Source organism: Enterobacter sp. ENT02 (genome assembly GCF_019219165.1).
In the GTDB taxonomy this organism is placed as follows: Bacteria; Pseudomonadota; Gammaproteobacteria; order Enterobacterales; family Enterobacteriaceae; genus Enterobacter; species Enterobacter mori.
In genome coordinates, this window is the sequence record NZ_JAHUWD010000008.1 from 113,586 (window position 1) to 126,669 (window position 13,084).

Below are 13,084 nucleotides of genomic sequence, written 5' to 3' on the forward strand. Positions count from 1 at the left end.
AGATGGCGTTATTAAATGTAGATAAATTATCGGTACACTTCGGCGACGAAGGCACACCGTTTCGCGCCGTGGACCGCATCAGCTACAGCGTAAATCAGGGTGAAGTGGTTGGTATCGTAGGGGAGTCTGGTTCCGGCAAGTCAGTCAGCTCGCTGGCAATTATGGGGCTGATTGATTATCCCGGCCGCGTAATGGCGGAAAGCCTGGAATTTAATGGTCAGGACCTGCAGCGCATTTCCGAGAAGCAGCGCCGCCAGCTGGTGGGCGCGGAAGTGGCGATGATCTTCCAGGACCCAATGACCAGCCTGAACCCGTGTTACACCGTGGGGTTCCAGATTATGGAAGCCATCAAGGTGCATCAGGGGGGTAACAAGCAAACCCGCCGTCAGCGCGCTATCGATCTGCTGACGCAGGTGGGTATTCCCGATCCGGCATCGCGTCTGGATGTATATCCGCACCAGTTATCCGGAGGGATGAGCCAGCGCGTGATGATCGCCATGGCAATTGCCTGTCGGCCAAAACTGCTGATCGCCGATGAACCGACAACCGCGCTGGATGTAACCATCCAGGCGCAAATCATCGAGCTGCTGCTGGAGCTGCAGCAGAAAGAGAATATGGCGCTGGTGCTGATTACGCACGATCTGGCGCTGGTGGCTGAAGCGGCACACAAAATCATCGTGATGTATGCAGGCCAGGTGGTGGAGACCGGAAGTTCACACGATATCTTCCGTGCCCCGCGTCATCCGTATACGCAGGCTCTGCTGCGCGCGCTGCCGGAATTTGCGCAGGATAAAGCGCGTCTGGCCTCGCTTCCTGGGGTTGTGCCGGGTAAATATGACCGTCCGCAGGGCTGTCTGCTTAACCCGCGCTGCCCGTATGCGACGGATAAATGCCGCGTCGACGAGCCAGAGCTGAATCTGCTGGCTGACGGTCGCCAGTCCAAATGCCACTACCCACTCGATGATGCCGGGAGGCCAACACTATGAGTACGCAACAACTGCTGTTGCAGGCCATCGACCTGAAAAAACACTACCCGGTGAAGAAGGGCTTATTTGCTCCCGAGCGCCTGGTCAAAGCGCTGGACGGTGTCTCCTTTACCCTTGAGCGCGGTAAAACGCTTGCGGTGGTAGGGGAGTCCGGCTGTGGCAAATCGACGCTGGGCCGTCTGCTGACGATGATTGAAGTGCCAACCGGCGGCGAGCTGTACTATCAGGGGCAGGATCTGCTCAAGCACGACCCACAGGCGCAGAAACTGCGTCGCCAGAAAATCCAGATTGTGTTCCAGAACCCGTACGGTTCACTGAACCCGCGCAAAAAAGTGGGGCAGATTCTGGAAGAGCCGCTGCTGATCAACAGCAACCTGAGCAAAGAGCAGCGTCGTGAGAAAGCGCTGGCGATGATGGCGAAAGTGGGTTTGAAAACGGAGCATTACGATCGCTACCCGCATATGTTCTCGGGCGGCCAGCGTCAGCGTATTGCCATCGCCCGCGGTCTGATGCTCGACCCGGACGTGGTGATTGCCGATGAGCCTGTTTCTGCGCTCGACGTATCCGTACGTGCGCAGGTGCTGAACCTGATGATGGATCTGCAGCAGGATCTGGGGCTGTCGTATGTGTTCATTTCACATGATTTGTCTGTCGTGGAGCACATTGCCGATGAAGTGATGGTGATGTACCTAGGGCGCTGCGTGGAGAAAGGGACGAAAGAGCAAATCTTTAATAATCCTCGTCACCCGTATACCCAGGCACTGCTGTCTGCGACGCCGCGTCTGAACCCGGACGATCGTCGTGAGCGCATTAAGCTGACCGGCGAGTTGCCAAGCCCGCTGAATCCGCCTCCGGGATGTGCGTTCAATGCCCGCTGTAGCCGACGCTTCGGACCCTGCACGCAGTTGCAGCCACAGTTGAAGGATTATCGTGGACAACTGGTGGCCTGCTTCGCGGTCGATCAGGATGAAAATGGCGAAAAGCCGCATGCGTAAAGAAAAAAACCGGCGTGAAGCCGGTTTTTTTATATCTGCGTTATGACTTCCGTAGACGGATCTGGTCGACAGCGTGTTTCTCACTCTTGGTGAGGATCAGGCTGGCGCGCTCACGTGTTGGCAGAATGTTCTCTTTCAGGTTCACGTAGTTGATCTCATTCCACAGTCCCGTTGCGACGTTGATCGCCTCTTCTTTAGAGAGCTGGGCGTAATTATGGAAGTAGGAATCAGGATCGGTGAACGCCCCTTCGCGGAACTTCAGGAAGCGGTTGATATACCAGCTTTTCAGCAGATCTTCCGGCGCATCGACATAGATAGAGAAGTCAACAAAGTCGGAAACAAAGACGTGATGCGGGTCGTGAGGATAATCCATCCCGCTTTGCAGCACGTTTAACCCTTCCAGAATCAGGATATCTGGCTGCACAACCGTTTTGTCTCCATCCGGGATACGGTCGTAAATCAGATGTGAGTAAACCGGCGCAGTGACATTAGGCGCGCCCGATTTCAGATCAGAGACGAATTTCACCAGACGGTGCATATCATAAGAGAGCGGGAAGCCCTTCTTCTTCATCAACCCGCGTTCTTTCAATACTTCATTGGGATGCAGGAAGCCGTCGGTGGTAATCAGCTCCACGCTGCGGTGTTCTGGCCAGCGGCTCAGTAACGCCTGTAACACGCGCGCGGTGGTGCTTTTACCAACTGCCACGCTGCCCGCGATACTGATGATATAAGGAATACGCTGACCGTTAGTACCGAGGAACTGTTCCAGTACCGCCTGGCGGCGGAGGTTCGAGCTTATATAGAAGTTAAGCAAGCGAGAGAGGGGAAGATAAATCTCTGCCACCTCTTCCAGGGACAGATCTTCGTTTATCCCTTTTAACCGTGCGATTTCACCTTCCGTCAGCGTCATGGGAACGGAATCACGCAGGGCAGCCCACTGGCTGCGGTTAAAGTGAAGATAAGGTGTCATTAACGTTTGCTCTTTTTTGCTCATAAGCATGCTTCTGTGAGCCAGCACAAAACTGCCGGGTCATGGCTCTTCACATAGTTAATTTTGGACAATGGGCAGGAGGTTAACACCAGATGACAGGAATAATAAGAAAAAATATGGGAAAGCGATGCTTTACGCGGGAGGTATCACGGTACGGTATAGAAGGGGTAAATCAGGGGTTCATGTTGAATATTTGACCGCGAGCGGATGAATTTAAAGCGGTTAGCACTGGTTTCGCATAAAATGTGAGCGAAAGAACGTTTTATGCAATTTTTTAGTTGCATGACTGCGCATGTCTCCATAGAATGCGCGCTACTTGATGCCGACTTAGCTCAGTAGGTAGAGCAACTGACTTGTAATCAGTAGGTCACCAGTTCGATTCCGGTAGTCGGCACCATCAAGTCCGGTGGGGTTCCCGAGCGGCCAAAGGGAGCAGACTGTAAATCTGCCGTCACAGACTTCGAAGGTTCGAATCCTTCCCCCACCACCACTTTCTGGCAGCGTAAATGCCGCCGGAGCTGGTTGGAAAAATTAACCAGCTCGAACATGAAAAGAGAGAAATCTCTTTTTTTGTTACAGAAAGAACTGGGTAGCCGAGTTTCAGGATGCGGGCATCGTATAATGGCTATTACCTCAGCCTTCCAAGCTGATGATGCGGGTTCGATTCCCGCTGCCCGCTCCAATACGTGCTGATATGGCTCAGTTGGTAGAGCGCACCCTTGGTAAGGGTGAGGTCCCCAGTTCGACTCTGGGTATCAGCACCACTTCACTTCTCCTCCCGTTTCTCTCTGTTTCAATTTAAATGTATTCAACAGTTCAGGCATTTCGCCTGGTTGATGTGGTGATATCACCGATTTATCCGTGTCTTAGAGGGACAATCGATGTCTAAAGAAAAGTTTGAACGTACAAAACCGCACGTTAACGTCGGTACTATCGGCCACGTTGACCATGGTAAAACAACGCTGACCGCTGCAATCACTACCGTTCTGGCAAAAACCTACGGTGGTTCTGCTCGCGCATTCGACCAGATCGATAACGCACCAGAAGAAAAAGCTCGTGGTATCACCATCAACACCTCCCACGTTGAGTACGACACCCCGACTCGCCACTACGCACACGTAGACTGCCCAGGCCACGCCGACTATGTTAAAAACATGATCACCGGTGCTGCGCAGATGGACGGCGCGATCCTGGTTGTTGCTGCGACTGACGGCCCAATGCCTCAGACTCGTGAGCACATCCTGCTGGGTCGTCAGGTAGGCGTTCCTTTCATCATCGTGTTCCTGAACAAATGCGACATGGTTGATGACGAAGAGCTGCTGGAACTGGTAGAGATGGAAGTTCGTGAACTGCTGTCTCAGTACGATTTCCCAGGCGACGACACCCCAATCGTTCGTGGTTCCGCGCTGAAAGCGCTGGAAGGCGACGCAGAGTGGGAAGCAAAAATCATCGAACTGGCTGGCTTCCTGGATTCTTACATCCCAGAACCAGAGCGTGCGATTGACAAGCCGTTCCTGCTGCCAATCGAAGACGTATTCTCCATCTCCGGTCGTGGTACCGTTGTTACCGGTCGTGTAGAGCGCGGTATCATCAAAGTTGGCGAAGAAGTTGAAATCGTTGGTATCAAAGAGACTGCTAAGTCTACCTGTACTGGCGTTGAAATGTTCCGCAAACTTCTGGACGAAGGCCGTGCTGGTGAGAACGTTGGTGTTCTGCTGCGTGGTATCAAACGTGAAGAAATCGAACGTGGTCAGGTTCTGGCGAAGCCAGGCTCAATCAAGCCACACACCAAGTTCGAATCTGAAGTGTACATCCTGTCCAAAGACGAAGGCGGCCGTCATACTCCGTTCTTCAAAGGCTACCGTCCACAGTTCTACTTCCGTACAACTGACGTGACCGGTACCATCGAACTGCCAGAAGGCGTTGAGATGGTAATGCCAGGCGACAACATCAAGATGGTTGTGACTCTGATCCACCCAATCGCGATGGACGATGGTCTGCGTTTCGCAATCCGTGAAGGCGGCCGTACCGTTGGCGCGGGCGTTGTTGCTAAAGTTCTCGGCTAATCGCTGATAACATTTGACGCAATGCGCAATAAAAGGGCATCATTTGATGCCCTTTTTGCACGCTTTCACATCAGAACCTGGCTCATCAGTGATTATTTTTGTCATAATCATTGCTGAGACAGGCTCTGCAGAGAGCGTATAATCCGAAAAGCGAATAAGCATTTCGATTTGGTTTGCCTCGCAATCGCGGGGTGAAAATGTTTGTAGAATACTTCTGACAGGTTGGTTTATGAGTGCGAATACCGAAGCTCAAGGGAGCGGGCGCGGCCTGGAAGCGATGAAATGGGTAGTTGTAGCCGTGCTGCTGATCGTGGCAATTGTTGGCAACTATCTTTATCGTGACATGATGCTGCCGCTACGCGCGCTTGCAGTGGTAATTCTGATTGCTGCAGCGGGTGGTGTCGCGCTGTTGACGACAAAAGGCAAAGCGACTGTCGCTTTCGCTCGCGAAGCACGTACCGAAGTCCGCAAGGTCATTTGGCCGACTCGCCAGGAAACATTGCACACCACGCTGATCGTAGCGGCGGTTACCGCTGTAATGTCACTGATCCTGTGGGGACTGGATGGTATTCTGGTTCGCCTGGTTTCCTTTATCACTGGCCTGAGGTTCTAAGATGTCTGAAGCCCCTAAAAAGCGTTGGTACGTCGTTCAGGCGTTTTCCGGTTTTGAAGGCCGCGTAGCTACGTCGCTGCGTGAGCATATCAAATTACACAACATGGAAGAGTTATTTGGCGAAGTTATGGTTCCGACCGAAGAAGTGGTCGAGATCCGTGGCGGCCAACGTCGCAAAAGCGAGCGTAAATTCTTCCCGGGTTACGTGCTGGTTCAGATGGTGATGAACGACGCGAGCTGGCACCTGGTGCGCAGCGTACCGCGCGTGATGGGCTTTATCGGCGGCACGTCTGACCGTCCGGCGCCAATCAGCGATAAAGAAGTTGATGCGATTATGAACCGCCTGCAGCAGGTGGGTGATAAGCCGCGTCCGAAAACGCTGTTTGAACCGGGTGAGATGGTTCGTGTTAATGACGGTCCGTTTGCTGACTTTAACGGCGTCGTTGAAGAAGTGGACTACGAGAAGTCCCGCCTGAAAGTGTCTGTTTCTATCTTCGGTCGTGCGACCCCGGTAGAGCTGGACTTTGCACAGGTCGAAAAAGCCTAAGCAGCGATCAAAAAAGCAACGATTAAATCGTTGCACAAGGCGCGAGATTGGAATACAATTTCGCGCCTTTTGTTTTTATGGGTTACGGCCCGTAAAACGAATTTTATTCACGGGGAGCCTCTCTGAGGCGCTATCACCCAATCAGAGGATTTTAGAATGGCTAAGAAAGTACAAGCCTACGTCAAGCTGCAGGTTGCAGCTGGTATGGCGAACCCAAGTCCACCAGTTGGTCCAGCTCTGGGTCAGCAGGGTGTGAACATCATGGAATTCTGTAAAGCGTTCAACGCAAAAACTGAATCCCTGGAAAAAGGTCTGCCAATCCCAGTCGTAATCACTGTTTACGCTGACCGTTCTTTCACTTTCGTTACCAAAACCCCTCCAGCAGCAGTTCTGCTGAAGAAAGCGGCTGGTATCAAGTCTGGTTCCGGTAAGCCGAACAAAGACAAAGTGGGTAAAATTTCCCGCGCTCAGCTGCAGGAAATCGCGCAGACCAAAGCTGCCGACATGACTGGTGCCGACATTGAAGCGATGACTCGCTCAATCGAAGGTACTGCACGTTCCATGGGCCTGGTAGTGGAGGACTAAGAAATGGCTAAACTGACCAAGCGCATGTCCGTGATCCGTGACAAAGTTGATGCGACCAAACAGTACGACATCAACGAAGCTATCGCTCTGCTGAAAGAACTGGCAACTGCTAAGTTCGTTGAAAGCGTTGACGTTGCCGTTAACCTGGGCATCGACGCTCGTAAATCCGATCAGAACGTTCGTGGCGCAACTGTACTGCCACACGGTACTGGCCGTTCCGTTCGCGTAGCTGTATTTGCTCAGGGTGCAAACGCTGAAGCTGCTAAAGCTGCCGGCGCTGAACTGGTAGGTATGGAAGATCTGGCTGATCAGATCAAGAAAGGCGAAATGAACTTTGACGTTGTTATTGCTTCTCCAGATGCAATGCGCGTTGTTGGCCAACTGGGCCAGGTTCTGGGTCCACGCGGCCTGATGCCAAACCCGAAAGTGGGTACTGTAACGCCTAACGTTGCTGAAGCGGTTAAGAACGCTAAAGCAGGTCAGGTTCGTTATCGTAACGACAAAAACGGCATCATCCACACCACCATCGGTAAAGTGGACTTTGACGCTGACAAACTGAAAGAAAACCTGGAATCTCTGCTGGTTGCGCTGAAAAAAGCAAAACCAACTCAGGCTAAAGGCGTGTACATCAAGAAAGTTAGCATCTCCACCACCATGGGTGCAGGTGTTGCAGTTGACCAGGCTGGCCTGAGCGCTGCTGCAAACTAATGCCTTTACGTGGGCGGTGATTTTGTCTACAATCTTACCCCCACGTTTGCTAACGAAAGTTAGCGGCTAACAGAATTGTTCGTTGGAGCCTGGCCTAATCCAGGCCTCCGTCGAAGACCGCAGGTGTTTCGTAAGAGACTTAATCCCCTGCGTAGACGGTGACAGAACGCTAAGATTATTTTTGAATACTCTGGCTTGTTTCTGCTCACCGTATTAAGACGCTCTCCTCGTTGGGGAGAGTGAAGTGAGTTCCGGGACATGAGTTCCGGCAAACATCCAGGAGCAAAGCTAATGGCTTTAAATCTTCAAGACAAACAAGCGATTGTTGCTGAAGTCAGCGAAGTAGCCAAAGGCGCGCTGTCTGCAGTAGTTGCGGATTCCCGTGGCGTTACTGTAGACAAAATGACTGAACTGCGTAAAGCAGGTCGTGAAGCTGGCGTATACATGCGTGTTGTTCGTAACACCCTGCTGCGTCGCGTAGTTGAAGGTACTCAGTTCGAGTGCCTGAAAGACACGTTTGTTGGTCCGACCCTTATTGCATACTCTATGGAACACCCGGGCGCTGCTGCTCGTCTGTTCAAAGAGTTCGCGAAAGCGAATGCAAAATTTGAGGTCAAAGCTGCAGCCTTTGAAGGTGAGTTGATCCCGGCATCGCAAATCGATCGCCTGGCAACCCTGCCGACCTACGAAGAAGCAATTGCACGCCTGATGGCAACCATGAAAGAAGCTTCGGCTGGCAAACTGGTTCGCACTCTGGCTGCTGTTCGCGATGCGAAAGAAGCTGCTTAATCGCAGTTATCTTTATAAAGCATTTGCTTACGTATAAACTTATTCTGATTTTCAGGAACAATTTAAATGTCTATCACTAAAGATCAAATCATTGAAGCAGTTGCAGCTATGTCCGTAATGGACGTTGTAGAACTGATTTCTGCAATGGAAGAAAAATTCGGTGTTTCTGCTGCTGCTGCTGTAGCTGTAGCTGCGGGCCCGGCTGAAGCTGCTGAAGAAAAAACTGAATTCGACGTAATTCTGAAAGCTGCTGGCGCTAACAAAGTTGCTGTTATCAAAGCAGTACGTGGCGCAACTGGCCTGGGTCTGAAAGAAGCTAAAGACCTGGTAGAATCTGCTCCAGCTGCGCTGAAAGAAGGCGTGAGCAAAGACGACGCAGAAGCACTGAAAAAATCTCTGGAAGAAGCTGGCGCTGAAGTTGAAGTTAAATAAGCCAACTTTTCTGGTTGCAGCCTAAGTCATTAGGCTGATGGCTGGTGACTTTTTAGTCACCAGCCTTTTTGCGCTGTAAGGCATCAGTAGCATTTCACACTGTTTGACTGCTGGTTGTCCTGACAATGCATGTTTCTATCGACGACTTAATATATTGCGACAGGGTGCTCGCTCTGTGTAAATCGCGACGAAATGATTTAAGCGTGATAGCAACAGGTATTGCGGAAAGTATTCAATTTTCCGGTCCACAAAATGGTGTTGCACAAACTGTCCCTTCGTCGGACAGATGGGTCGACTTGTCAGCGAGCTGAGGAACCCTATGGTTTACTCCTATACCGAGAAAAAACGTATTCGTAAGGATTTTGGTAAACGTCCACAAGTTCTGGACATTCCATATCTCCTTTCTATCCAGCTTGACTCGTTCCAGAAGTTTATCGAGCAAGATCCTGAAGGGCAGTACGGTCTGGAAGCAGCCTTCCGCTCCGTGTTCCCGATTCAGAGCTACAGCGGTAACTCCGAGCTGCAGTACGTCAGCTACCGCCTTGGCGAACCGGTGTTTGACGTTCAGGAATGTCAGATCCGTGGCGTGACCTATTCCGCACCGCTGCGCGTAAAACTGCGTCTGGTGATCTACGAGCGCGAAGCGCCGGAAGGCACCGTTAAAGACATTAAAGAACAAGAAGTCTACATGGGTGAAATTCCACTCATGACAGACAACGGTACTTTCGTAATCAACGGTACTGAGCGTGTTATCGTTTCCCAGCTGCATCGTAGCCCGGGCGTCTTCTTCGACAGCGATAAAGGTAAAACACACTCTTCCGGTAAAGTACTGTATAACGCACGTATCATTCCTTACCGTGGTTCATGGCTGGACTTCGAGTTCGATCCGAAAGACAACCTGTTTGTCCGTATCGACCGTCGTCGTAAGCTGCCTGCAACCATCATTCTGCGTGCGCTGCAATACACCACTGAACAGATCCTGGACCTGTTCTTTGAGAAAGTGATCTTTGAAATCCGCGACAACAAGCTGCAGATGGAGCTGGTGCCGGAACGTCTGCGTGGTGAGACCGCGTCGTTCGACATCGAAGCCGACGGCAAAGTGTATGTGGAAAAAGGTCGCCGTATCACCGCGCGCCATATCCGCCAGCTGGAAAAAGATGATATCAAACTCATCGAAGTTCCGGTTGAGTACATTGCAGGAAAAGTAGCCGCGAAAGATTACGTTGACGAGTCAACGGGTGAGCTGATCTGCCCAGCGAACATGGAGCTGAGCCTGGATCTGCTGGCTAAGCTGAGCCAGTCTGGCCACAAACGTATCGAAACGCTGTTCACCAACGATCTGGACCACGGCGCGTATATTTCTGAGACTATCCGTGTCGACCCAACCACCGATCGTCTGAGCGCGCTGGTAGAAATCTACCGCATGATGCGTCCTGGTGAGCCACCAACTCGCGAAGCGGCGGAAAGCCTGTTCGAGAACCTGTTCTTCTCCGAAGACCGCTACGATCTGTCCGCGGTTGGTCGTATGAAGTTCAACCGTTCTCTGCTGCGTGATGAGATCGAAGGTTCCGGTATCCTGAGCAAAGACGACATCATCGAAGTGATGAAGAAGCTCATCGATATCCGTAACGGTAAAGGCGAAGTGGATGATATCGACCACCTCGGCAACCGTCGTATCCGTTCCGTAGGCGAAATGGCGGAAAACCAGTTCCGCGTTGGCCTGGTGCGTGTTGAGCGTGCGGTGAAAGAGCGTCTGTCTCTGGGCGATCTGGATACCCTGATGCCTCAGGATATGATCAACGCCAAGCCGATTTCTGCAGCAGTGAAAGAGTTCTTCGGTTCAAGCCAGCTGTCTCAGTTCATGGACCAGAACAACCCGCTGTCTGAGATTACGCACAAACGTCGTATCTCTGCACTCGGCCCGGGCGGTCTGACCCGTGAGCGCGCAGGCTTTGAAGTTCGAGATGTACACCCGACCCACTACGGTCGCGTATGTCCAATCGAAACGCCTGAAGGTCCAAACATCGGTCTGATCAACTCTCTGTCCGTGTACGCACAGACTAACGAATACGGTTTCCTCGAGACCCCGTATCGTAAAGTGACCGACGGTGTTGTTACCGACGAAATTCATTACCTGTCTGCTATCGAAGAAGGCAACTACGTTATCGCTCAGGCGAACTCCAACCTGGATGACGAAGGCCACTTTGTAGAAGATCTGGTTACCTGCCGTAGCAAAGGCGAATCCAGCTTGTTCAGCCGCGACCAGGTTGACTACATGGACGTATCCACTCAGCAGGTGGTATCCGTCGGTGCGTCCCTGATCCCGTTCCTGGAACACGATGACGCCAACCGTGCATTGATGGGTGCGAACATGCAACGTCAGGCCGTTCCAACTCTGCGTGCTGATAAGCCGCTGGTTGGTACCGGTATGGAACGTGCTGTTGCCGTTGACTCCGGTGTTACTGCAGTTGCTAAGCGTGGCGGTACCGTTCAGTACGTCGACGCATCCCGTATCGTTATCAAAGTTAACGAAGACGAGATGTATCCGGGCGAAGCGGGTATCGACATTTATAACCTGACCAAATACACCCGTTCTAACCAGAACACCTGTATCAACCAGATGCCTTGCGTATCTCTGGGTGAGCCAGTTGAGCGTGGCGACGTGCTGGCAGACGGTCCGTCCACCGACCTCGGTGAACTGGCGCTCGGTCAGAACATGCGCGTAGCGTTCATGCCGTGGAACGGTTACAACTTCGAAGACTCCATCCTCGTCTCCGAGCGTGTGGTTCAGGAAGATCGTTTCACCACCATCCACATTCAGGAACTGGCATGTGTGTCCCGTGACACCAAGCTGGGGCCAGAAGAGATCACCGCTGACATCCCGAACGTGGGTGAAGCTGCGCTCTCTAAACTGGATGAATCCGGTATCGTTTACATCGGTGCGGAAGTGACCGGCGGCGACATTCTGGTTGGTAAGGTTACGCCTAAAGGTGAAACCCAGCTGACGCCAGAAGAGAAACTGCTGCGTGCAATCTTCGGTGAGAAAGCGTCTGACGTTAAAGACTCTTCTCTGCGCGTACCAAACGGTGTTTCCGGTACGGTTATCGATGTTCAGGTCTTCACCCGTGACGGCGTTGAGAAAGATAAGCGTGCGCTGGAAATCGAAGAGATGCAGCTCAAACAGGCTAAGAAAGACCTGTCTGAAGAACTGCAGATCCTCGAAGCGGGTCTGTTCAGCCGTATCTATGCGGTGCTGGTTGCCGGTGGCGTTGAAGCTGAGAAGCTCGACAAACTGCCACGCGATCGCTGGCTGGAACTTGGCCTGACCGATGAAGAGAAACAAAATCAGCTGGAACAGCTGGCTGAGCAGTATGACGAACTGAAACACGAGTTCGAGAAAAAACTCGAAGCGAAACGCCGCAAAATCACTCAGGGCGACGATCTGGCACCAGGCGTGCTGAAGATTGTTAAGGTTTATCTGGCCGTTAAACGTCAGATCCAGCCTGGTGATAAGATGGCAGGTCGTCACGGTAACAAGGGTGTTATCTCTAAGATCAACCCGATCGAAGATATGCCGCACGATGCTAACGGTACGCCGGTAGATATCGTACTGAACCCACTGGGTGTACCGTCTCGTATGAACATCGGTCAGATCCTGGAAACCCACCTGGGTATGGCTGCGAAAGGTATCGGCGACAAGATTAACGCCATGCTGAAGCAGCAGGAAGAAGTCGCGAAACTGCGCGAATTCATCCAGCGTGCCTACGATCTGGGTACCGACGTGCGTCAGAAAGTCGACCTGAACACCTTCAGCGATGATGAAGTTCTGCGTCTGGCGGAAAACCTGCGTAAGGGTATGCCAATTGCAACGCCGGTATTCGACGGTGCAAAAGAAGCTGAAATTAAAGAGCTGCTGCAACTGGGTGGTCTGCCAACGTCTGGTCAGATTACGCTGTTTGACGGCCGTACCGGTGAACAGTTCGAGCGTCCGGTAACCGTAGGTTACATGTACATGCTGAAACTGAACCACCTGGTCGACGACAAGATGCACGCTCGTTCTACCGGTTCTTACAGCCTGGTTACTCAGCAGCCGCTGGGTGGTAAGGCTCAGTTCGGTGGTCAGCGCTTCGGGGAGATGGAAGTGTGGGCGCTGGAAGCATACGGCGCAGCATACACCCTGCAGGAAATGCTCACCGTTAAGTCTGATGACGTGAACGGTCGTACCAAGATGTATAAGAACATCGTGGACGGCAACCATCAGATGGAGCCGGGCATGCCAGAATCCTTCAACGTACTGTTGAAAGAGATTCGTTCGCTGGGTATCAACATCGAACTGGAAGACGAGTAATTCTCGCTCAAACAGGTCACTGGT

11 protein-coding genes and 4 tRNA genes are annotated in these 13,084 nt (G+C 52.1%); 14 read left to right on the forward strand and 1 reads right to left on the reverse strand.

Features of this window, described 5'->3' with window-relative positions:
• Positions 1 to 2 precede the first annotated feature (2 nt).
• Positions 3 to 986: a dipeptide ABC transporter ATP-binding protein gene (gene dppD / locus KW829_RS19940; RefSeq protein WP_010426220.1), complete on the forward strand. Its 984-nt coding sequence runs from the start codon at positions 3 to 5 to the stop codon at positions 984 to 986.
• On the forward strand, positions 983 to 1,981 hold the full coding sequence (dppF, locus tag KW829_RS19945) for a dipeptide ABC transporter ATP-binding subunit DppF (RefSeq protein ID WP_010426213.1): 999 nt from the start codon (positions 983 to 985) through the stop codon (positions 1,979 to 1,981). The genes dppD and dppF overlap by 4 nt, the downstream gene beginning before the upstream one ends.
• 40 nt (positions 1,982 to 2,021) lie before the next feature.
• Here dppF and coaA read toward each other — a convergent pair whose 3' ends face one another.
• Complete coding sequence (coaA, locus tag KW829_RS19950; RefSeq protein WP_010426211.1) at positions 2,022 to 2,975, reverse strand: type I pantothenate kinase; 954 nt, start codon at positions 2,973 to 2,975, stop codon at positions 2,022 to 2,024.
• 318 nt (positions 2,976 to 3,293) lie between these two features.
• On the opposite strand from coaA, the gene KW829_RS19955 reads away from it, so the two are divergent.
• The 12 genes from KW829_RS19955 to rpoB all read left to right on the forward strand — a co-directional run bounded on the left by KW829_RS19955 (position 3,294) and on the right by rpoB (position 13,060).
• Positions 3,294 to 3,369 (forward strand) — tRNA-Thr (locus KW829_RS19955).
• 8 nt (positions 3,370 to 3,377) lie between these two features.
• Positions 3,378 to 3,462 (forward strand) — tRNA-Tyr (locus KW829_RS19960).
• Between the two features lie 117 nt (positions 3,463 to 3,579).
• Positions 3,580 to 3,654, forward strand: a tRNA-Gly gene (locus tag KW829_RS19965).
• Between the two features lie 6 nt (positions 3,655 to 3,660).
• Positions 3,661 to 3,736, forward strand: a tRNA-Thr gene (locus KW829_RS19970).
• Between the two features lie 117 nt (positions 3,737 to 3,853).
• Entirely contained in the window at positions 3,854 to 5,038 is a 1,185-nt protein-coding gene (gene tuf / locus KW829_RS19975) for an elongation factor Tu (protein ID WP_023309456.1), read from the forward strand.
• Positions 5,039 to 5,267: 229 nt separating this feature from the next.
• Positions 5,268 to 5,651, forward strand: a complete 384-nt coding sequence (secE, locus tag KW829_RS19980; RefSeq protein ID WP_003862342.1) for a preprotein translocase subunit SecE — start codon at positions 5,268 to 5,270, stop codon at positions 5,649 to 5,651.
• Position 5,652: 1 nt separating this feature from the next.
• The gene (nusG, locus tag KW829_RS19985) at positions 5,653 to 6,198 is read left to right on the forward strand and encodes a transcription termination/antitermination protein NusG (RefSeq protein WP_003862341.1); all 546 of its coding nucleotides are present in this window, start codon (positions 5,653 to 5,655) and stop codon (positions 6,196 to 6,198) included.
• Positions 6,199 to 6,354: 156 nt separating this feature from the next.
• A complete protein-coding gene (rplK, locus tag KW829_RS19990) occupies positions 6,355 to 6,783 on the forward strand; it encodes a 50S ribosomal protein L11 (protein WP_008503452.1) in 429 nt (142 codons plus the stop codon).
• A 3-nt stretch (positions 6,784 to 6,786) separates the two neighbouring features.
• Positions 6,787 to 7,491, forward strand: coding sequence for a 50S ribosomal protein L1 (rplA, locus tag KW829_RS19995; protein WP_006176745.1), 705 nt, complete (start codon positions 6,787 to 6,789; stop codon positions 7,489 to 7,491).
• A gap of 291 nt (positions 7,492 to 7,782) precedes the next feature.
• Positions 7,783 to 8,280 (forward strand): 50S ribosomal protein L10, encoded by a 498-nt coding sequence (gene rplJ, locus KW829_RS20000; RefSeq protein WP_001207203.1) that lies wholly within the window; start codon positions 7,783 to 7,785, stop codon positions 8,278 to 8,280.
• A 66-nt stretch (positions 8,281 to 8,346) separates the two neighbouring features.
• Positions 8,347 to 8,712, forward strand: a complete 366-nt coding sequence (gene rplL / locus KW829_RS20005) for a 50S ribosomal protein L7/L12 (RefSeq protein WP_006176746.1) — start codon at positions 8,347 to 8,349, stop codon at positions 8,710 to 8,712.
• 319 nt (positions 8,713 to 9,031) lie between these two features.
• A complete protein-coding gene (rpoB, locus tag KW829_RS20010; RefSeq protein ID WP_100167617.1) occupies positions 9,032 to 13,060 on the forward strand; it encodes a DNA-directed RNA polymerase subunit beta in 4,029 nt (1,342 codons plus the stop codon).
• Positions 13,061 to 13,084: the final 24 nt, after the last annotated feature.

Bases quoted from the DNA above. Each gene is read 5' to 3' on its own strand.
- coaA (WP_010426211.1), bottom strand. From the start codon at position 2,975: ATGAGCAAAAAAGAGCAAACGTTAATGACACCTTATCTTCACTTTAAC.
- rplA (WP_006176745.1), top strand. From the start codon at position 6,787: ATGGCTAAACTGACCAAGCGCATGTCCGTGATCCGTGACAAAGTTGAT.
- tuf (WP_023309456.1), top strand. From the start codon at position 3,854: ATGTCTAAAGAAAAGTTTGAACGTACAAAACCGCACGTTAACGTCGGT.
- secE (WP_003862342.1), top strand. From the start codon at position 5,268: ATGAGTGCGAATACCGAAGCTCAAGGGAGCGGGCGCGGCCTGGAAGCG.
- rplJ (WP_001207203.1), top strand. From the start codon at position 7,783: ATGGCTTTAAATCTTCAAGACAAACAAGCGATTGTTGCTGAAGTCAGC.
- rpoB (WP_100167617.1), top strand. From the start codon at position 9,032: ATGGTTTACTCCTATACCGAGAAAAAACGTATTCGTAAGGATTTTGGT.
- dppD (WP_010426220.1), top strand. From the start codon at position 3: ATGGCGTTATTAAATGTAGATAAATTATCGGTACACTTCGGCGACGAA.
- nusG (WP_003862341.1), top strand. From the start codon at position 5,653: ATGTCTGAAGCCCCTAAAAAGCGTTGGTACGTCGTTCAGGCGTTTTCC.
- rplK (WP_008503452.1), top strand. From the start codon at position 6,355: ATGGCTAAGAAAGTACAAGCCTACGTCAAGCTGCAGGTTGCAGCTGGT.
- dppF (WP_010426213.1), top strand. From the start codon at position 983: ATGAGTACGCAACAACTGCTGTTGCAGGCCATCGACCTGAAAAAACAC.
- rplL (WP_006176746.1), top strand. From the start codon at position 8,347: ATGTCTATCACTAAAGATCAAATCATTGAAGCAGTTGCAGCTATGTCC.